This window comes from Pedobacter hiemivivus, from assembly GCF_005144565.1.
Taxonomy (GTDB): Bacteria; Bacteroidota; Bacteroidia; order Sphingobacteriales; family Sphingobacteriaceae; genus Pedobacter; species Pedobacter hiemivivus.
Genome location: NZ_SWDX01000003.1, coordinates 508,939 through 529,554 on the forward strand (window position 1 = coordinate 508,939; position 20,616 = coordinate 529,554).

The window sequence follows — 20,616 nt, forward strand, 5'->3', positions numbered from 1 at the left end:
TGGTTATTTACCTCTACGGCGTATCCAAATAATTAAACTGGCAATAATAAGTATAATCGGTAATCCCCATTTAAAGACATAAACAAAGACAGCCCAGGCATCTTCACCTATACTTAGAGAGGTATCTAAAGATGGATCTCTTCTGGTATCGATAGGAACTTCACCATCAGAAAGCCAGTCAAATGCGGCATTGATCAAGGAGTAATTACTTGACATAACCCTTGCTCGGCTCATACCCAATTCTCCATTACTTAACCAATCTGAATCACCTGTAACCATAATCTTTTGTTCTTTACCATTTACTTTTCTTGATAAAGCCAGCACTGTAGGATGACTTTTCTGTATTTCACCTATTTTAGGATTGTATCTTACAGAATCATCAATAAAATTGGTCGTTTCCAATTCAGTCCAGCTGGCAGAGTCGGTACGGAACAATGGAATTACATTAAATCCTTTATCTGTATTATACTCCAGTGCAGCAGCACCCGGCATAGTAAGCGGCAGATTGTTTTTCCCCTGGCGTTCAAGATAGTAAGAGAATTCACGTGCCTCTGGTGTAGGCGTCATCATCATTAAATCTGGAGTAAAATCAGGAAGTGGATGAACCAATATACCTGGCAGGAATTTTACACCAAGAAGGTCTGCAATTGGATTTACATTTGCAATCTGTCCAGGTTCGCCTGAAAGGATCAGGTTTCCTCCCCTGTTAATATACTGTTGTAAATGGCCCAGTTCTTCGGCACTTAGTGGTTTTCTAGGTTCTGCAACAATGAGGATCCTAATGCCTGCAGGAATATCCTTATCTAAGGTTACATCTTTAAAATCAAAACCCTGGTTAATCAATGCATAACGGAATCTTTTGTCCTGTGCAAATTTTTTGTAACCACGATCATTCTCAGAATTGCTACTGCGTTCTCCATGGCCGTTCAAGAAACCAACAACCGGAAGATCCATAGTCATTCTTTTGATGGCAGCGGTAATTTCAGCTTCAGATGGATAGCGCATCATATCATCATAAACCCTTAAAAATGTTTTCTTACCATTATCAGATTCCAATAATCTTACGAATTGAAAATCTTCTGATTCCAGGTCAGCCTTCTTTTCCAGACTTTCCAATGGACCAGCAGTAAACTTCCAGTCGTACACTCTCTTTAATGAATCATAACGTTGTTTATCCGGAAGATCTGGGTATCTTTTATCAAGAAACGGATTATTGGTTTTATGGTAATAGTAGTAATAATTTAAGGTGATATCTGGTTTAAACCGTAGATATCTTTTAAAACGGTCAATGTCTACCTTTTGGCCAATTGGTAACGCCAGATAGCTATCCTGACCAAGCATATTGGTAAAGGTGGAAATAGTCAGTTTGCTATTACCCAACCTTTTTACGACGTCCTGACTGGCTATAGATAAAGTATTTGTCTTATTTCTGGTTACGTCAAATACGACCATCATTTTAGGAATGGTACTTACATAACCTACAATGGCTGCGAGTAAAAAAACAAATACATATTTACTTGCTGCTTTTACAAAGCTGTTCTTCTGTTTACTCAATTCGAGTCTAAGGATGGCAAATCCTAAGAAAAGACCAACTACTATAATAAAATATAGCATATCCTCGACGGTTAATGTCCCCGAGAAAAAAGTCTCTGTTCTTCCAGAAATAGACAACCAGTAGGTAATGTCGCGCACTAATGTAATTTCCTGAGCTACACCACTTACATAGCCAAGAAAAGCAAGAATGGCTAAAGTTCCCATAGCCGAAACTACGGTATAGGATGTAATTGAGGACATAAAAAGCCCTATAGCTGCATAAGCACAGATCAGTAAATAAATCCCCAATAAACCAGCAAGCACTACCGGCGTATCGACCATGTTTACGGTACTAATCGTAAAAATTGCAAATATTGCGGTAATTGCAGTTAATGCAAGCCCATAGATCATCAAAGAGAGGTACTTACCCAAAATAACCTGTGCGCTTGTTATTGGAGAAGACAATAACAGTTTAATTGAACCGTGATTGTACTCTCTACTCATTACCCCCATGGTAAGTAATGGCACATATAGAAACAGGTACTTACTGATGGATGGATAGAATCCGTTAAGTCCAGAGAAGATTCCTAAGGTAGCACTTTGTAGTTCCCTACCCATTGCCTGGGCACGAACTAAATTGGTAAAGATATCTGTGTATAGGAGAGCAGATTGGAACATAAAAATGACCAACACCAGCCATGCCACAGGTGAATAAAAAAGGACCTGTAATTCGGCCTTTGCAATTTTATATATTACTTTCATTAGAGTATTTTATTCGCTTATTAATTTGATTGGACCTTTTTCTTCGATAATTCTGCAAAGACAGTATTTAGTGAGCCTTTTTCCAGGGCTACTTCCATAAGTCGCCAGTCTTTGTCAACACAAATCTTTATAAATTTCTCTATGATTTCTTTGTCATTGTCAAACTGTAAACGATACTTTGTATGACCAATGATTTCTACTGCCTGGATACCAGGAATGTTCAATAGCTCTGCTTCCGGCGGACTGGCCAAAAGTGTAGCCGTAAACGTACTTGGCATAATATAATTATCAAATTCATCTAATGATCCAGAGAAGATAATCTGGCCTTCATTGATCATCCATATATCGTCGCACAAGGCCTGTACTTCCTGTAAAATATGTGTAGAAAGTAAAACAGTACGTTCTGTAGCAATATCCTTAATCAAAGATCTTACTTCGAGGATCTGATTCGGGTCCAAACCATTTGTAGGCTCATCCAGAACAATAAAATCTGGTTTATGAATAATCGACTGGGCAATTCCGACCCTTTGCTGATAACCTCCTGAAAGATTTTTGATGATCCGTCCTGCGAAATGACTAATCTGACATTTTTCCATCACCTCTTCAACTGCAGCTTTAATGGTGTTTTCTGGCATCAGTCGTAAGCCGGCACAATACTGAAGATATTCCTTAATGGTTAATTCCAGCTGTAAAGGAGGTTGCTGTGGTAAAAAACCAATGTGTTTTTTAGCAACAACAGGTTGTTCCCTTAGGTTGATTCCATTGATGAAAACATCTCCTTCACTTTGGTTCAATACCCCGCAAATGATGTTCATAAGGGTTGATTTGCCGGCGCCATTAGCGCCCAGCAAACCGTAAATCCCCTTTTCTTGAAATTCAAAATTGATGTCCTTAATTGCCCACTGTGCGTTGTAGCGGTGGGAAAGATTAGTGACTTTAATAATTGGTTCTTTCATGTGTTTAATTTTACCTAACGTATTTTATTTATAATTATATTTTATCAAAGCTTTTATATTTAGCATGAACCACTTTGCCCAAACCTGTTAATCTGTGCAGTTCTCTACTTTGTCCTGAGCGCAATACGGGATCACTAATATCATAGATGATCAATGTTCCATTTCCCAAACCAACAGCAATGGTTCTGGAATCAAAATCCATTTCTACGGTCGTAATTTCATCAGTAAATGTTTGGTATTTCGCCATCGTCATACCAGTTTCTACGTCAAAATAGTATAGATCTTTGCCACCGGCTCCAGTAAAGAAAAGATAGTTTCTATTTCTAATTGCTAAATAGATACTCTTATTATCCACAAGATCAGATCCTAAGAATGGTATTCTTTTTATAGGGGTTAAATCTGGCCCATTGGTTTTAAAATCAAAGTTCTGAAAGTACAATCTATGGTCTGTCGGACTTTTGATGAGCATACCACCAATTACATTACCGTAATTATCAATAAAGGAACTTCCCCATAAATATTGCCAATCACCTAAATTCTGTAAGGAAGTATAATCTCCAGGATAACCATTTTTAGGTAATGGCATTGGCTTGATTACAATACCTCCACCTGGATAAAACAAAGAACCATCAGCAAAAAGCATTCTTTTATTTAGTTGATCATACATGAGCGCAACGTTAGAAGACTTATACCATGAATCCCAGATATCTGTTATTTTCATTCCTTTTTCTACACTTAGCGGAGCACTCATCCATGGAATGGTAAAAACAGCAGCGCCATTAAAAAATCTGCCATAAGTGTCGCCGTTACCGTTAACCAGTAAATCGGTTGAATTAAAGAAAGCTAAATCTACAGGCTCAAAAGGATTTGGTACTTCACGCGTAAAAGATTTAGAAGCAACAAGCTTTTTCTTAAAGTCATTACCCCCTACATCCAATGAACCCTGTCCCCCGCGTTGGACCACAAATATCCCACCGGTACCCCTCATGTTATAGGGAAAAATTTTATAGGGTTTACTCCCCATAGGTTCATTATTCGCTTTCTGGTACATTCCGGTATAATCAGTAAACTTATCGGTAGCACCATTATAAGTAATATGAGCTAGTTCAGAGTTACCATTGGCTTCTTCATACAAAACCAACCATCCGGTTCTAAATGGAGATGAGACACTTACCCCTAAGGAGGTTGGAGTAGTATAAGTCAATCCATTTCTCCTATCCGTCATATAATACTTTACAGCTAACCCGGTTAATTCGCTGGCGTAATATTTAAAGTCTGGGGTATTGGAATAAAGTTTACCGGCGATATACCAGGCATGATCAAAGTAAATAGAATCATTTTTGTCTTTAAATGTTCTTACGGGTAGACACCTAATAGTGTCACCAACAAACCCAATTATAGTCTGGTCCTTAAACTTTACAGAAGCAGCATCTGCTGGTGCGAAATCATAATTGCCTTTATCTTTTATACACGAACTAATAAACAAAGTGTAGAAACCAAGTATGATAGCCGTAAATATGAATTTTGTTTTCATTTTAATAATGTTTAATTATAAATTTAGACTAACCAATTAAAGGAACTGAGCCCAGCATATCACTACCATTTTCTTCTAATATTGGGGTTCCAAGATCTTTCATCCTGATTAAATAGTATTTAAACTCCAACATCAGATCCCTTCTCTTTTCTGTGCTAAAAATCTCGAGATCTCCTTCTCCTGTTACCTCAACAAATGTTCTGAATTTTTTATCAGAATAGGTACCCAGATAGGTACTTGTCATGGTAGCATCCCACCATACAGGTTTTGAAATCTTATCGGTAATCCGCAATACCCGTCTTCGATTAATTACTTCTCCAAGTTTAAAATTGTCATTTGCAACTAGATCCAAAACCAAAAAAGTTTCCTTGCCTTTTAAATCAGCCTGTCTAAATACATTAACAATAATGGTATCACGTGCCTGGCCTTTTTTAAAAGTCCCCTTTAAATCTAAGTTAAATAATGAGGGAAAAGCAGTAGTAGCTTTGGCATCTACATTAATTGAGAACGATAAATTCTCGGTTGTCTTAATTCCAACCATCTTTACCGGTAACTTAATCTGAAACTCATTCTTATTAGGATACAGGAAAAATGAAACAGGAATGGTATCTGTATATTTATCAACAAACTGTAGGTAACGATCTCCATTATAGGGTTGAATCTCATTACGTTTACAAGAAGTAATCCCAATCAAACATGCAACTGCACCTAAGATTAGTTTTGTTTTTATAGCGTACATAATATTTTACTTATTCAGAATTATTAATAAATTATCTTTCGTCTTCTGGAACAGGAGCAGTAAATCTGTCGTTCACCTCTATCGTTTGATTGCCAAGTACCATTCGCCTATTCAGGCGTTTATGTGCGAATATGGTTTGTCCTTCAGACATATACTCGCGTCTGTATTCCATTAACAATTCACCATAATATCCATTTTCAGTGATATCCAGGAATGCACTGGATTTTCCACGGGCGCTACGTATTTTATTTAAAAAGATTAATGCATCGGTCGTATTTCCTTCTCTATATAAACACTCACTATAAATGTAATAGGCCTCGCTTAATCGCACTACTGGCATGATCAGGTTTTGAGGCGTCTGAGAAACAGATTCCAGCCATTTATAAGAAACGTTATCAGTAGTATTGATAATGTTTCGGCGGTAATCACGTTCTGCCGGAGGAAAGAAAGTCTGATAGTTTGTATTAAGCTGAAAAGTAAGAGTTCCTCTATAATCCTTAATATTGGTTACTAGTTTTGGATCGTAAAAGGCCAGTAATAAGTCTTCCGGTAACTTTTGAGATCTTGTAACACTATTAGTAAGGTATTCTGGAGTAAAAGAGAACCATCTCTTACCATCCGGTCCAAAATTATACACTAGAAATGCTGCTTTTTTAGCTTTAACGTAATCACCTGAATACATAGCAGCTCTGGCTAATAATGCATTGATAGCGACATAGTTTAACCTATTCATCCGAAAGGTAAAGAACACCAAATCCTGTGTAGAAATTCCATTCAAAGTGTATGCTAATCCTCCACTCAGGTAAAACGAATTCTTAGTAAGATCATTTTCTTCAACAAGTGCCTGAGCCAGCTCAAAATCTCTGATAATTTTTACCATGATCTCTTTTGTTGTTAATGCTTCGGCTATATGTGCTGGATAATACTCCTGATAAGGCACAAACGGTTGTTCATTGTTTCTGATGGTAGCAGGAGAAAAAATACGTACCACATCAAAATGCAAGAGTGCCCGCAGCGCCAGTGCCTCACCTTTAATGAGGTTTTTTTCAGATCTGCCAAACTGAAAAAAGGAATCATCCTTACCCTCTATTTCAATAAGCAGTTTATTGCAATTAGCAATTGCGGTATATGCTTTTCTCCATATATCAGCTAACGATCCTTTAATATTATTATTTGCCAGATCTGCATTTGAAGCACTCTTAAGCTCATCATTCAAGTTAAATGGATAATAATCATTAGCCATCGCACTGTTAATACCCCAGGTAAGTTGTCGCCCATACAATTGAGGAACCGCAACCTGCTGATAAATTCCATTCAAAGCAGTTCTAAATCCTTTAGAATCGGAAAAAAGTGTTTCATCACTTACCCGATCTGTTGGTTGTATATCCAGCCACTTTGTACACGACGATAATCCGGTCATCACAAAAGCGGTAAATATTATTAATCTGATATTTTTTCTCATAACTGGTTTGTTCTAAAATCCTAAATTCAATGAAAGGTCAAACGTTCTGGCATAAGGATACTCTAATCCTCTCTCTTGTTTCACAGTAGATATTTTAAATACATTATTGGTATTTACCTGAATACGGGCCATGTTAATTCTTCCTAATTTTTTCAGTGCCTTTTGATCAAGCATATAACCCACACTTAGTGAATTAAGTGAAATGGAATTAGCACGTTGTATAAATCTGGAAGTAGGACGGGTAGTCCAGGCAATGTCAGCTATATTTTTAAAGCTTGCGATATCTCCTGGCTGTTTCCATCTGTCATTTAAAAACCTCAGGTCCGCATTCCGGTTATAGATATCCACATTCTCTACCTTATTAAGTAAAGTACTATTGTATTCATCACGTCCGTACTCGTACATAAATGAAGCAAATAATGTTATGTTTTTATAACCTGCATTTATACCAAATGCACCTTGGCCTTTAGGACTTAACTCACCAATAATTACCTGATCTGCTGCATTCCATTCTGTGGTTATTGTACCATCTTTACGTAGAAATATCTCTTGTCCGTCCATTGGATTAATACCCACTGACTTCATTCCAAACAATGAAGTAAGTGAACCACCCTCTACATATTTAATATGTGGTGTTGAATATTTAGTTTGCTTAGGTATGGAGTTGGCACCAGTTGCGGGATTATAACCTTCATACTCTTTATCTACCAAATCATTATAAGCTTTTAATGCTTTAGAAATGCCTGTTAGCTTATTCGTATTGGATGCAAAGTTACCATAAACAGCTAAGGTGAAATCCTTTTGACGAATCACATCATAACGTAATCTAAATTCGTAACCCTTATTTTCAACTTCACCAATATTCCCTTTATATTGAGGGAAACCCGACGACAATGGCAAATTGATATCAGTTACAAGATCCTGCGTGTTTTTAGTGTAATAGTTGAAATTAAATGTTAAACGATCCCTAAACAATCCTAAATCAAATATAACGTCCAATGTTCTTGTTTTCTCCCAGCTTAAAGTTGGATTTCCCATATAGTATAAGGATACACCCGGCCCTGTACTATACCAGTTATTAGAGATTGAATAGTTATCCTTGGTTGCAAATGGAGGGAAATTAGTCTTACCTAACTGTCCGGTGTTTGCGGTGATACGAGCTCTGCTAATAACAGGAATATCTTTTACAAAATCGTATTTATGCAAATTCAATCCTGCCCCCAATGACCAGAACGGAGCAAATTTACTTTTCGAACCAAATTCTGAGGAACCATCAAGGCGTGTAGAAACATCAAAAAGGTAAATATCCTTGAATGAATAGTTCATTGTTAAAAACGTACCAAACAATCTTGATTTTGATTCACCATAAAATGGCTTGTCTGCAATTTTACTGGCAAGGTTAGGAGCATGCTGACTGCCTGAAGCAAAACCCGTATATCTTGATGAATTGCTTTTGGCTGAATTTTCAATTGCATTTACACCTAGTGACAAGTTGATATTGTGATTATCTATACTTTTCACATAGTTTGCAAAAGCATTGGCATTAATCCCCAATGAACTTCCAGATCTCAAATCCAAACTACCGATTGTGGTATAATCAGTCTTTCCATCAATATAATATCTTCCAGATGCCGGATCAATGAAGTTCTCATTGCTGTTTTCTGCTTTAGTTAAAGATAAAGTACCTCTAATTTGCAATCCATCTAAAACTGTCCAGTTTAGAGACAGGTTATTACTCATTGTTGTTGTATTGCCAATACTGTAATTCTGTGTATTTCTTGCCTCATATAATGGGTTAATCAGATTTAACATATCCGTTGCTCCACCGTGCCAGCCAAAAGTATTTTTCTGGACTACCCCATTAACATCATAAATCTCATCATAGGGAGCTTTCCAGGTGTAATCGCCAAAACTTCCATAAGGTGAATTTTTAGAGTCTACCACATCATAATTGATATCATTACGAACAGATAAATTTTTCAGTCTGTATTCCAGCGACAGTCCTGCTCCGGCACGTTTCCTGGCAGATTGTTTCATTACACCATTTTGCTGATCCATTCTAAGTGCAACACCAAAACGAACCTGATCTGTACCTCCATCAATATTTAAAGTATGTTTTTGATTAAATTCATTGGTCAGTGGCTGACTGATCCAATCAGAATTTACACCCCTTAATACCTGAGATTGTTTTCTTAACAGCTCATCTGTTAAAAGAAGTGCATTTTGAGCTGGAAGATTACTTTTTATCACGTATGATCCTGCTAAAATCTCTGCCTCTAGTTTTTGGGCTGCATTCATCAGATTATAATCAGAAAGATCTGGTGCAGTAACAGTACCTACAAAATTATAACCGATCCGCAGTTTACCCGGTATTGGTGGCACGGTTTCAATAACAATAACGCCATTTGCAGCTCTTGATCCATAAACAGCTGTCGCAGCTGCATCTTTCAATATGGTTATTGATTTTATCTGATTAATATCAAAATCATAAACCCTTTGCGCAGACACCTCATATCCATCCATAATAAAAATCGGAAGATTCGGATTATTGGTTAATGCGGCCTGTGATAAGTCGGCACCTTTATCTAATTCTTTTACTCCAATACCAGATCTTCCTCTTACATAAAACTCGGGCATTGTATTTGGATCTGATCCTCTTAAGTTGTTAATCTGTACCCTGAAAGAGGGATCAAATACCTGGAGTATATCCACCACGTTACGGTTACCAACCTGTAAAAGTTGTTCTTTAGTAACATTAATTGAGTTTCCGGTAAAGCTGTCTTTTTTAATATTGCTATACCCTGTAATTACAACGTTATCAAGATCACGTGCTTGTGGTTTCAAGACAATTCTGATCAATTGAGCAGGGTTCTTTATACTATGATCCTGAGGTTCCATTCCAATATAGCTGAATGTTAAGACCGATTCAGGTTTGGGAAGTATAATCTCAAAAGTTCCGTTAGCCTTGGTAAATACGGTTGCCTTTTTACCTTTAACAGCGACAGAAACGCCTGCAATAGGTTTATTTAATGAATCCGTTACGAGACCTCTTGCAACAATTTGCTGTTGGGCGGTACTGGTCCTTCTAATCTCAAATAATGCAATTACCTTATCAATCACACCTATCTCGCGGCTCTTAACAATTACTGTTTTGTTATCCTTTATTTCGTAGGTTAAAGATTGACTATCAAAACATTTCGCCAATACTGTTTCCAGGGTTTCATTATCCATACTTATGGTAACTGGCTTTGCATTTTTCAACAAATCCATATTCATAAAGAAATCATAACCTGTCTGATTCCTAATTTCATTGATCACTTCATAAAGTGGAACGTTCACTTTGTGAATTGAAATTTTCTGTGCATGCAACAGACCCGCTGAAACATTGAGCAACGTGAACGTGACAAATAAGAAGATAAGTGTGATTCGCATAAGTAATGGTTTTACCGATGACGCACTATACTTTTCTAAAGCGATTAATGCGCCAGGGTTGGTTTGGTTGACAGCGCGAAATTTAAAAATACGATGGACATAATTGCCATTAAATGGCGATTTAAATTCATACATTTGCTTAGTTAGGTTATCTCCACAGGTATTGCAAACCATTACTGATTTTTAAAATTAGTGGAGGAGGTTGTAAGTTTAGTTTATCCTATATTTATTATCCGATTTTGTTGAAACCGGGAGATACACCTTAATTTTCTACCGGGAGTGCTTCGAACCACTTCCGGTTTTTTTTATGGTGTTCTAGTTTATGTAATTTTTTAATTCATAACTATCACACTCCTTCCTTCGACTTTAAAATGAACATTACTTGCCGATTCTATGATTTCCAATATTGCAGATAGATTTTTTGTTCTTGAAACTTTTCCTAAAAACTTAAGATTACCGTCAAAATTACCCTGGTAAATAATATCGACATCATACCAGCGTGATATTTTACTCATGATACTTTCCAGACTTTCACTAAATTTAAAATAGCCATCTCTCCATGCCGTAATTTCTTCAATGTCTGCATCATTGATCAGTTTAATTTCATTTGCTGAAACCTGTAACTGTTGACCGGGACTTAATATGGTTCCTTTTTTATCGCCTAGATTGTTGGTGATTTTAACTTTACCATGTACCAGTGTTGTTTTAATCAATCTGTCATTTGGATAGGCGGCAATGTTAAAACCTGTTCCCAATACAAACAGGGTTTGTCCTTTACTCTCTACTACAAATGGTCTTGAGGAAATATGGGCTACCTCGAAATATGCTTCTCCTATCACCTTTACAACGCGATTCTTATTTCCAAACCTACTTGGATAAGTTATGCTACTTGCAGCGTTTAGCCACACTTTAGTTCCGTCTGATAAAGTAAGCTGATACTGTCCCCCGTTAGGCGTACTCAGGTTCAGTTCCTGAATTTCAGCACCATTGTTATCTACACCGTCAACCGGACTACCATCTTCATAACTCAATCCTGTTCCATCATTGATAATTCCATCCTTTTGACTATTCAGATCTATCTTTTTTCCGTTTGCAATTTGCAATATTGCTCTATTACCACCTGGAGCTATGTCGACCTGTTTGTTGCCAAAATAAAAGTACACACCTAATGTAAAAGCCACTAAACAGGCCGCGGCCAAACCTTTCCATAGCATTAAATTTGATTGTAATGGCTTTTTAGTAACGGGTAAAGCCTTTGCGATTTTTGTATATCTGATTTTAATTTCTTCTTCAGATGCCTCCATAGCGCCTGGGTCCTTGTATTTTAAATACCAGGATTCAAGGAGGGCATTTTCAGTTTCCGTGCTCTTACCTTCTAAATATTTCTTTAATAACTCTTGTTCCTTACTGTCCATCAACTAATTTACGCTTTCTAAATATATGACAATTAAGAAAGGGTGTAACAGGTATCGGAAAATGGAAATAAATTAGAAAAACAAGTTAATCACTGATTATCAAATGAATACATTTAAAATAGATTCCATTTTTGCCCGTAATAATTTCAGTGTATTTGAAATCTGCTTTGAAATTGTTTGTTCAGAGGTTCCAAGCTGTTCTGAGATTTCTTTATGAGACAAGCCTGAATTTCTGCTTAGATTAAATACTTCGCGCATTCTTGGAGGCAAGGCATTTACTTCCTGCTCAATTAATACTGCAAGCTCTCGCTCTCTTATGGTTATTTCAGTAATATAGTCGCCCTCCTTTAAAAAGGCGCCCAGAGAGTCCAGATAACTTTCCGTTCTCTTTCTTTTTACGAAGTGATTGAAAATACGGTTACGGACTGCCGTATAAAGGTATCCAGATAAATTAGTGGTAAATTCTATGGTAGATCTGCTTTCCCACAAATGAATAAAGAGCTCCTGAACAATGTCATCTGCTTCATCCCTATCAGATAGTTTAGTATAAGCATGTTTAAGTAACAATACTTTATATCTATCGTAAATTTCCAGATAAGCAAATTCATCTCCGTTCTTTAAAAGAATAGAAAGTTCATAATTTGAAAGATTTTCATACATTCTGGATATCAAATCAAGGGATCTATAACTAAATAAAGTTTTGTTCGGCTTAAATCTATAAAAATTCTGTCACTTAGTACAATTCCAGAGATATTGGTTTTTATGCCTACCTATTAAACTGCTCTTTTCATAGATAGTTTATATTGAACCGGACTTTCGCCAGCATATCCTTTAAAAACATGACAAAAATGAGAACTTGACTTAAATCCACATAGATATGCAATGTCATTAACTGATTTTTCGGTCTGGATTAACAATTCTCTTGCATGTGCAATCCTAAGTTCATTTAAAAATTGTGAAAAGTTTTTCTTAACCCTCTTTTTAAAGAAACGACAGAAACTTTGTTCCGTCATACATGCAATATCTGCAACCTGATGTAAGGTAATCTGATTGTGTAGATTATCCTTGATAAATTTAATTACATTAACCAATCTATCAGGATAAAGGTCATCGTAATGATCTGATTCATCAGTGACAATAAAATTCTTTTCTTCGGAAACCGAGATTAGATTCATAATCTGCAGCAGTCCCTCCACCTTTTGGAAACCTTGCAGATCAGACAACTCAATTAATTTATCAGCAATAATATTCCTGGTCTCCCCATAAATTTTAATCCCTTTTGAGGACTGGCGGATCATGTCCCTGATCGGATGAAATTCCTTTATGGAATCAAACATCTGAACAAAGACCTTAGGATTAAAATAGGTAACAACCACTTTAGATTACTGTTCAATCCGAATTGAGTCCAGTAATGCCTTCCCCAAAACCTGCAGCTTTTCGAAAGCTGCGTTAAATTTATCTAAATTACTCATCTAAAAACAAAAGTAGTTACTCTTGGCAAAATCCCAAAGAACATAGGTTTTGTCATTACAACAAAATGGCCAATTTAGATTTCATAATTAGTGGCTTAAAGCGTTCTACAAAATCTTCATCCCATAGCATATTGTCAATGTATTCTGGATTTATTTTTTCTTCTAGTACTTTCAAAATCTGAGCGCCATCCTTGTCACTGGCAAAACAGAATGCTCGTCTCTCAGTGTAAAAAGTAAAAAAAAGGGAATTCCATATTAGTTTTCCGTATCCTGAAAGCTGCCGTTCCTCAGATGTTATATAATCTGTATATTCTAATATTGCTCTATAAATCTTACATCCTAATCCGAGTCGTCTAAACGATTTCGCAATATCAGAGATATGAATCCTGTAATCCAATTTGCCAATCTGAATATCATAGCTCGTGGCAAGAATATCACCTTCAAAGAAGTTTTCTAAGCCAACATCCTCTAGATATCTTAAGTTAGAATATGTATTTTTCAACTCATTAATCACATCTATATGCCTCTGTTCAAACTGAACCTCGAAGCACATGGAGTTGCTGCGATCCTCTGGTTTTGGCAATACTTTCAAATCTTGCCAGTTGAGTTTCTTTAACACAGCAAAAAGATTGTTTTGTTCTATCTTAAGCGCAATAAGTCTTTGTTTATCATGTTCCACTCCGTTCAGGTAGAAGTCAAACGCGTCGAATGTAATTTGTTTTATCATATAATTGATTGGACTTTAAATATCGCAAACGGATTCTATTATCACATAAAGTCTTTACAAGCTTTGTATTCAGACTGGTTCAATAGACCCAGATAAAGAAAAGAGGTGGAAATATTGCTAACTCCACCTCTTTCATTTACAAAACCCTACTTCTGGTCATTACATTTTCGATTATCTTTAATTCACTCAAAGTTGGATGTATAATAAGTGTATCGAACGTAGTTTCATTTTCTTTCCAATACGCTAATTTTTCGCTCTTGACAGCTATAGGAAGCCCTATTATCTGCAAAGCACCGTCGCCATAAACTTCGATCACAGAAAGTTCATAATCGCAAATTGCCTTCACATATTTAAAATATTCTGCAAAATTCGGATGCTGTTTTTTCTGGTATCCAATCTCTTGTAGATACCTGAGAATTTCAGCTTTATCATTTAACGGTATTTGGCGGTCATTTCTAGGTTCATCATTTACATAATGATCCACTCGGTCGTCCGTCTCATTTATAAGTCTGTTCTCGACTAAAACCTCTGAATCTGATTTTCCAGCAAGTGCAATCCGCACTTTCTCTTGTACAACATCGATAATGTTCCAATCTCTATCCAAATATATGTCAGTAGTTCTATGTTCCTCGTCAACGTGGTTTAAAGCTTCTTGAATATCATCTTTCGTAACCCCACATTTGTTCCTGGCAATATTCGCAAAACTATGTCTTGCCCAATATTCAGTGGCTTTAATTCCAGTCAACTTTTGTAGAGCTTTAAAACCGTGATAGAGTGCGGTATCTAAGCCTCCGTGTGAGCAATATCTTTTCTTTAACTTCCCCAAATACTTTCTGATAATTTTCTTTGCTTCCGGAATGATCTTCACACTAATGAAAGCGTTGTCCTCTCTTATTTCAGCTGTCTTTGAACGGTTATAATCCCACCGCGTGGATTTTGGTGTGATCAAATCTAGGTGATTGTAAATATCTACGGCATTCGCTCCGCACATATAAAAACTTAACATATAAAGATCGCGTGCTAATTCGGCACGGCTGCCAGGAACAGGTTTAGAATCTCTGATCTTTCTTACCTGTTCAATCGTATGACAGCGCTTTTGTGTTTTAGGTGCGGATCCCAATTTATAAGTTTCAAAAGGATAGTGTTTGATCACAATCAAACCAAAATCAATATTGTTATAACATCGTCTGGCCTCGTTGAAAATAGTTCTGAGGTCTCGCATGTGATTGTACAGCCCACCTTTTGATAGACCTTTTTCAGTAGTCTCAACATCCTGCCCGTTTTGACCAGGACGAACGATTTTTCTTGTAGATTTTAGATACTTTTCATAGGAGAACAACATGTTGGAGTTGATTTCTTCAATTGGAACAGAAGGCCTTCTGAAATAATCACAAAGGCTATTGATGACAGTGTTAAAGTTGTGGGCAGAACCTTTACGTTTTTCAATCAACATTTGAGAGATATGTTTCCGCCCAAAAGCGATAAAGTCAATTGCTTTGTCTTTTGCTTCGAGATAATCTCTTAAAGCCTCACATGACAAGAGGTTGAGTTTGATTCCAAGTTCACTAATAGTTTTTCGATAGTCCTGTAGTTCATCATCTATGATCCTTAAAATGAATTTGTCTTTGATTTTGAATTCCGGTGTCAGTTGTTTTGCAGCTAGGAAATGATTGGTATCGAAAAACTTTCGATCTCCTTTGTGATAGACACAAATTTTGACATTGAACGTCCCATCATTTCTAGTGTGATGGGAATAGATTTTAGCACTAACAGTTGCCATAAAAATGGTTGTTTGGCGCACATAGTTACGTTACAGTTACGTTACATTTTTTGCACGCAGTTAAACAAAAATTCTTGTTGAACCTGACTTGTGGACGACTGCCAAAGCCAGTGATGGAGGCTAAAAACCTACTTTTAGAAACAAAAAAAGCCGTTTCTATTTTCAAGAAACGGCTTTTAAATAGGTGTGGGCCCAGCTGGGCTCGAACCAGCGACCAAGAGATTATGAGTCTCCTACTCTAACCAACTGAGCTATAGGCCCGCGAAAATCTGTTTGATTTTGCGAGTGCAATGTTACATATTTACATCCAAATTTGAAACACTTTTATGAAAAAAATTAAAAATATTATATTCGATTACGGCAATGTTATTTTCGAAATAGATTTTAAAAGAACACAAGACGCTCTGTTACATCTAGGTATCACAAACAGCACAGAATTTTTCGCACATAAAAGTCACCACAATCTTTTTAATGATTTTGAGACTGCAGCCATCACCCCCGCCCAATTTAGAGCTGGAATACGTGAAGCTGCAGAAAATAGTAAACTAACGGACGAAGAAATTGATGCAGCCTGGAACAGTTTATTGATTGGTGTTCCTCCCGGAATCCATGAAGTATTGCTTAAAGTAAAACAAAAATACCGCACTTTTTTATTGAGTAATAACAACGAGACGCATTACAACTACATCGTAGATTACCTGAAAAGAGAGTTTGACATGCCCGATAACAGTAGTCTGTTTGAAAAGGTTTATTATTCTCAACATATGTTCTTGCGCAAACCCAATGTGGAAATATTTGAACAGGTAATTAGCGAGAACAAACTAGATCCTGCGGAGACTTTATTTATAGACGACAGTCCGCAGCATATTGAAGGTGCCAAATTAGCGGGACTAAATACATTACTAATGACCAAACATCCTAAAGATTTAGAGCAGGTACTGATTGATCATCACATCTTGTAAAATGGGATGGAGAATTCATAGAAAAGGCCGTATCAATTTGAATTTTGATACGGCCTTTTTAATGATAAAGATTAAACTTTTAGTTTAACCTTCTGCGTTGTTTCTCTTTCACGATTAAACCAAGCTCTCTGCTCGTTTGTCCAGCAACTGAAGTATTCTCTTGCGCTCGTCTAAATAAGTACGGCATAACAGCTTCAATTGGGCCATACGGAACATACTTGGTTACATTATAACCTGCATCAGACAAATTGAAACTTAGATTATCGCTCATTCCTAACAATTGTGCAAAATAAACATGCGGATGGTTATGAGCTACCCCATGTTTATCCAGCAATTGAGCCAAAACACGACAACTATTTTCGTTGTGTGTTCCGCAAACAATAGCGATATCAAAAATATGCTCCATGCAATAATCTAAAGAAGCATCATAATCACGGTCAGAAGCTGCTTTATCAGGCTGTATCGGTGATGGGTAACCCATTTCCGCTGCCCTTTTGCGTTCCTTCTCCATATAGGCACCACGTACCATTTTCACACCTAAAATAAAGCCCGAAGCTTTAGCAATCAAGTGATCAGCTTTCATATCAGCCAGTTTATCATGACGGTACATTTGATAGGTATTATACACGATGATGCTTTTTTGATTAAATAAACGCATCATATCTATAGCCAATTCGTCAATTGTATCTTGTATCCAGGTTTCTTCAGCATCAACCATGATGGGTACATTTTTATCATAGGCCATTCTGCAGATTTTCTCGCAGCGTTGTTTAACCTTCTCAAATTCTGCCTGTTCAGCAGTTGTCAATTCTTGTTTGGCATCCAATTTCTCCAGCAAACCAAAACGGCCTATGCCCGTAACTTTAAATACAGTAATCGGAATACGCTTGTCCCCGGCAGCGCGTTCAATGGTTCTTATAATTTCGGCACAGGTAAAATCAAAAACAGCTTCTTCATCCTCCCCTTCTACAGAATAATCTAAAATGGTTCCAACCTGACCAGCTGCAAGCTGTTCGATTGTATGCTCGCACTCTGCAATAGTTTCGCCACCGCAGAAATGTTTAAATATAGTCGCTTTAATTACACCTTTAATTGGTAAACCTATGTTAAGGAAAAAGTTAGTGATTGGCGGGCCAACTTTTGTTAAAAAGTTACTGCTAATCAGTTTGAACAACCAGTAGGCAGCATTTAATTCATTATTTGATTTATTGCGGAAAGCAATTTCAGTATCATCAAAATTTAATGATTTCTTGGGGGATAGTTCCATTTACGAATGTCAGTTAGTCATTTTGACTGCAAAAGTATAAATTCCCATGCTATTGGTGGTAAAACACTTTATAATTAATTGTAAGTTTGCCTTGCGATGATAAAATTCAAATTAGAAGGCGAATTTATTCCCCTTATTCAATTATTAAAAGCAACAGGACTGGTTCAAAGTGGCGGAGAAGCGCAGACCGTTGTTGAAGATGGTTTAGTAAAGTACAACGGAAAAGTTGACCACCGTAAACGATTAAAAGTTCGCGTTGGCGATGTGATTGATTTTATGGGACAAAAAATAACAGTAGTTTAATGAACAAATTAGATAGCGCAGGCCATACCATTCATTTCGAAACACAGTTGGCGCCTTTAGTAGAGGTATTGGAATCAGAAAAATACAGCAAAATATTTGTGTTTGCGGACAGTACAACTTCAGAAGTTTGTTTACCTCTATTTCAAGAAATGTTGGGTGACTTTAGTGATTTTGACCTAATAGAGACTGATCCAGGTGAGGAAAATAAGAACATAGATTTCTGTATTGGCATCTGGAAAACACTACTTGATTTTGGTGCAGACCGTAAATGCTTAATGATTAACCTTGGTGGTGGCGTAATTACGGATATGGGTGGTTTTGTAGCTTCTACCTATAAAAGAGGGATCGACTTTATCAATATCCCGACTACCCTCCTCTCGCAGGTTGATGCTTCTGTAGGTGGCAAAACCGGTATTGATGTAGACAATGTTAAAAATATGGTAGGAACCTTTACCCTGCCTCAAGCAGTTTTTATTGAAACCGCCTTTTTAAAAACATTACCACAAAGAGAATTACTATCGGGCTTTGCCGAAATGATTAAACATGGTTTAATTGTAGACCGCAACTATTACAATGAGCTAAAAAATAGTGACTACCAGAATATCATTCCTCAAGCTATTTACCGTTCGGTAGAGATAAAAAATGAAGTAGTTACGGAAGATCCACATGAGAAAGGCTTAAGAAAGATCCTAAACTTTGGACATACGATTGGTCACGCTGTAGAAACTTATGCGCTTATTAATGATGAAAAACCTTTAACACATGGTGAAGCCATTGCTATAGGCATGATTTGCGAAGCTTTCTTATCCAACAAAAACAATACGCTAAGTGCAGAGGATTTGAATGACGTGACTGACTACATCCGCAAGCTTTACCCGGCTTACTATATCAAGGAAGAGAGTTATACATCTTTGATGGAATTTATGCAGAGTGATAAGAAAAATGAGAATGGTCAAATTATGTTTTCATTGCTAAGAAGTATTGGCAAATGCGATTACAACTGCAGAGTATCGGAAAACGACATATTAGCAAGTTTTGCTTACTTTAATGCCATCCATGGTTAACAGAAATAGCTAAAGTTTTGAATGCCACGGCAACGCATATTCACAACAAAAAAATATTTTTTTAAATTAACTATTGACAAATAAAATTTTGTTAGTACATTTGACAAAATGATAAAAGAAAGGGCCTGCTTGCAAGTCTGATCGAAAAAAAGAAAAGAATAGAAAAACAGATGAGAAATATCACTACATATTGGTTTGGTTACTTCTACTATTTTAGTAAGAGCCGGGACTAATATGCACTGATATCAACACGATAAATGTATACGAAAGTCCCGGCCAAACGCCGGGACTTTTTTTGTTTTAACGCAATCAGAAACTAATAAAAAAAGGCAAAAACTAATCCAATGAACCAAGGAACAAGAGTAGCAATTCAAGGCATTAAGGCATCTTTTCACGAAGAGGCTGCTTTCAAATTTTTCGGAAAGGACATTCAAACTATTGAATGTAACTCATTTAAGCAGACTTGTGAGATTTTAGAAAAAAAGGAAGCTGACTTTGTAGTTATGGCTATAGAAAACTCTATCGCAGGCAGTCTATTGCCGAACTACACCTTAATCCGCGAATATAATTTTGCAGTGGTAGGCGAAGTATACCTGCCTATACAATTACATTTAATGGCTTTACCCGGTGTAAAATTTGAAGATATTAAATTTGCTACCTCCCATCCTATTGCGATTCGTCAGTGTGTAGATTTCTTTTACGATTACCCACACATTCAGGTAATCGAAGGTAACGATACTGCTGCTTGCGCTAAAAAAATTAAGGAAGAGCAATTAACTGATACCGTTGCTATTGCCAACACACTTGCTGCGGAATTATATGGCTTAAACATCATTGAACGAAGAATCGAGTCGAACAAAAAGAACTATACTCGTTTTTTGATCCTTAAACTAGACAAAACAGCAGAAATGGAAGATAGCAATAAAGCCTCAATCTGTTTTCAGGTTGGCAATCATGTAGGTGCCTTATCTAAAATCCTTAACATATTTGCTGAGCAACAGGTAAACTTAACTAAGATCCAAAGTATGCCGGTTTTAGGAAAACGCAACGAATATTACTTCTATGTGGACATGGAATGGACGAGCACAGAAAATTATGACAAGGCTGTCCGTCAGGCATTAAAATACACCGTAAACTTTAACATCATGGGCGAATACAAGAAGAACGATCAAGTATAGTCTTCAATAATAAGCCTTCGTAAAATACAA

16 protein-coding genes and 1 tRNA gene are annotated in these 20,616 nt (G+C 36.7%); 4 read left to right on the plus strand and 13 right to left on the minus strand.

Features of this window, described 5'->3' with window-relative positions; all coding sequences use genetic code 11:
* Positions 1 to 3 precede the first annotated feature (3 nt).
* From FBD94_RS09325 to FBD94_RS09380, 12 genes are all read right to left on the minus strand, one after another.
* Positions 4 to 2,295, minus strand: a complete 2,292-nt coding sequence (locus tag FBD94_RS09325; RefSeq protein ID WP_136880006.1) for a Gldg family protein — start codon at positions 2,293 to 2,295, stop codon at positions 4 to 6.
* 20 nt (positions 2,296 to 2,315) lie between these two features.
* A complete protein-coding gene (locus tag FBD94_RS09330; RefSeq protein ID WP_131610339.1) occupies positions 2,316 to 3,251 on the minus strand; it encodes an ABC transporter ATP-binding protein in 936 nt (311 codons plus the stop codon).
* A 34-nt stretch (positions 3,252 to 3,285) separates the two neighbouring features.
* Positions 3,286 to 4,785, minus strand: coding sequence for a PKD-like family lipoprotein (locus FBD94_RS09335; RefSeq protein WP_136880007.1), 1,500 nt, complete (start codon positions 4,783 to 4,785; stop codon positions 3,286 to 3,288).
* Positions 4,786 to 4,813: 28 nt separating this feature from the next.
* A complete protein-coding gene (locus FBD94_RS09340; RefSeq protein WP_131610337.1) occupies positions 4,814 to 5,524 on the minus strand; it encodes a DUF4843 domain-containing protein in 711 nt (236 codons plus the stop codon).
* Between the two features lie 31 nt (positions 5,525 to 5,555).
* Positions 5,556 to 6,986, minus strand: a complete 1,431-nt coding sequence (locus FBD94_RS09345; RefSeq protein WP_136880008.1) for a RagB/SusD family nutrient uptake outer membrane protein — start codon at positions 6,984 to 6,986, stop codon at positions 5,556 to 5,558.
* Positions 6,987 to 6,998: 12 nt separating this feature from the next.
* A complete protein-coding gene (locus FBD94_RS09350) occupies positions 6,999 to 10,592 on the minus strand; it encodes a SusC/RagA family TonB-linked outer membrane protein (RefSeq protein WP_136880009.1) in 3,594 nt (1,197 codons plus the stop codon).
* 158 nt (positions 10,593 to 10,750) lie between these two features.
* Entirely contained in the window at positions 10,751 to 11,833 is a 1,083-nt protein-coding gene (locus FBD94_RS09355) for a FecR family protein (protein WP_131610334.1), read from the minus strand.
* Positions 11,834 to 11,932: 99 nt separating this feature from the next.
* Complete coding sequence (locus FBD94_RS09360) at positions 11,933 to 12,493, minus strand: RNA polymerase sigma factor (RefSeq protein WP_131610333.1); 561 nt, start codon at positions 12,491 to 12,493, stop codon at positions 11,933 to 11,935.
* A 113-nt stretch (positions 12,494 to 12,606) separates the two neighbouring features.
* Positions 12,607 to 13,170, minus strand: a complete 564-nt coding sequence (locus tag FBD94_RS09365; RefSeq protein ID WP_136880010.1) for a helix-turn-helix transcriptional regulator — start codon at positions 13,168 to 13,170, stop codon at positions 12,607 to 12,609.
* Between the two features lie 190 nt (positions 13,171 to 13,360).
* Complete coding sequence (locus tag FBD94_RS09370; RefSeq protein ID WP_136880011.1) at positions 13,361 to 14,032, minus strand: hypothetical protein; 672 nt, start codon at positions 14,030 to 14,032, stop codon at positions 13,361 to 13,363.
* 136 nt (positions 14,033 to 14,168) lie between these two features.
* Positions 14,169 to 15,812, minus strand: coding sequence for a site-specific integrase (locus FBD94_RS09375; RefSeq protein WP_136880012.1), 1,644 nt, complete (start codon positions 15,810 to 15,812; stop codon positions 14,169 to 14,171).
* Between the two features lie 187 nt (positions 15,813 to 15,999).
* Positions 16,000 to 16,073 (minus strand) — tRNA-Ile (locus FBD94_RS09380).
* Between the two features lie 65 nt (positions 16,074 to 16,138).
* Here FBD94_RS09380 and FBD94_RS09385 point away from each other — a divergent pair.
* A complete protein-coding gene (locus FBD94_RS09385; RefSeq protein WP_136880013.1) occupies positions 16,139 to 16,774 on the plus strand; it encodes an HAD family hydrolase in 636 nt (211 codons plus the stop codon).
* Between the two features lie 79 nt (positions 16,775 to 16,853).
* Here FBD94_RS09385 and FBD94_RS09390 read toward each other — a convergent pair whose 3' ends face one another.
* A complete protein-coding gene (locus FBD94_RS09390; RefSeq protein ID WP_136880014.1) occupies positions 16,854 to 18,041 on the minus strand; it encodes a proline dehydrogenase family protein in 1,188 nt (395 codons plus the stop codon).
* A gap of 96 nt (positions 18,042 to 18,137) precedes the next feature.
* On the opposite strand from FBD94_RS09390, the gene FBD94_RS09395 reads away from it, so the two are divergent.
* From FBD94_RS09395 to FBD94_RS09405, 3 genes are all read left to right on the plus strand, one after another.
* The gene (locus FBD94_RS09395; RefSeq protein WP_131610329.1) at positions 18,138 to 18,344 is read left to right on the plus strand and encodes an RNA-binding S4 domain-containing protein; all 207 of its coding nucleotides are present in this window, start codon (positions 18,138 to 18,140) and stop codon (positions 18,342 to 18,344) included.
* Entirely contained in the window at positions 18,344 to 19,408 is a 1,065-nt protein-coding gene (gene aroB / locus FBD94_RS09400) for a 3-dehydroquinate synthase (protein WP_136880015.1), read from the plus strand. Before FBD94_RS09395 ends, aroB begins: the two co-directional genes overlap by 1 nt.
* A 344-nt stretch (positions 19,409 to 19,752) precedes the next feature.
* Positions 19,753 to 20,586 carry a prephenate dehydratase gene (locus FBD94_RS09405; RefSeq protein WP_136880016.1) on the plus strand — a complete coding sequence of 278 codons (834 nt, stop codon included), beginning with the start codon at positions 19,753 to 19,755 and terminating at the stop codon, positions 20,584 to 20,586.
* Positions 20,587 to 20,616: the final 30 nt, after the last annotated feature.

Excerpts from the sequence above, each read along its gene's own strand:
- FBD94_RS09335 (WP_136880007.1), bottom strand. The coding sequence starts at position 4,785 with ATGAAAACAAAATTCATATTTACGGCTATCATACTTGGTTTCTACACT.
- FBD94_RS09390 (WP_136880014.1), bottom strand. The coding sequence starts at position 18,041 with ATGGAACTATCCCCCAAGAAATCATTAAATTTTGATGATACTGAAATT.
- FBD94_RS09330 (WP_131610339.1), bottom strand. The coding sequence starts at position 3,251 with ATGAAAGAACCAATTATTAAAGTCACTAATCTTTCCCACCGCTACAAC.
- FBD94_RS09345 (WP_136880008.1), bottom strand. The coding sequence starts at position 6,986 with ATGAGAAAAAATATCAGATTAATAATATTTACCGCTTTTGTGATGACC.
- FBD94_RS09340 (WP_131610337.1), bottom strand. The coding sequence starts at position 5,524 with ATGTACGCTATAAAAACAAAACTAATCTTAGGTGCAGTTGCATGTTTG.
- FBD94_RS09365 (WP_136880010.1), bottom strand. The coding sequence starts at position 13,170 with ATGTTTGATTCCATAAAGGAATTTCATCCGATCAGGGACATGATCCGC.
- FBD94_RS09405 (WP_136880016.1), top strand. The coding sequence starts at position 19,753 with ATGAACCAAGGAACAAGAGTAGCAATTCAAGGCATTAAGGCATCTTTT.
- FBD94_RS09355 (WP_131610334.1), bottom strand. The coding sequence starts at position 11,833 with ATGGACAGTAAGGAACAAGAGTTATTAAAGAAATATTTAGAAGGTAAG.
- aroB (WP_136880015.1), top strand. The coding sequence starts at position 18,344 with ATGAACAAATTAGATAGCGCAGGCCATACCATTCATTTCGAAACACAG.
- FBD94_RS09375 (WP_136880012.1), bottom strand. The coding sequence starts at position 15,812 with ATGGCAACTGTTAGTGCTAAAATCTATTCCCATCACACTAGAAATGAT.
- FBD94_RS09370 (WP_136880011.1), bottom strand. The coding sequence starts at position 14,032 with ATGATAAAACAAATTACATTCGACGCGTTTGACTTCTACCTGAACGGA.
- FBD94_RS09325 (WP_136880006.1), bottom strand. The coding sequence starts at position 2,295 with ATGAAAGTAATATATAAAATTGCAAAGGCCGAATTACAGGTCCTTTTT.
- FBD94_RS09385 (WP_136880013.1), top strand. The coding sequence starts at position 16,139 with ATGAAAAAAATTAAAAATATTATATTCGATTACGGCAATGTTATTTTC.
- FBD94_RS09350 (WP_136880009.1), bottom strand. The coding sequence starts at position 10,592 with ATGGTTTGCAATACCTGTGGAGATAACCTAACTAAGCAAATGTATGAA.
- FBD94_RS09395 (WP_131610329.1), top strand. The coding sequence starts at position 18,138 with ATGATAAAATTCAAATTAGAAGGCGAATTTATTCCCCTTATTCAATTA.
- FBD94_RS09360 (WP_131610333.1), bottom strand. The coding sequence starts at position 12,493 with ATGTATGAAAATCTTTCAAATTATGAACTTTCTATTCTTTTAAAGAAC.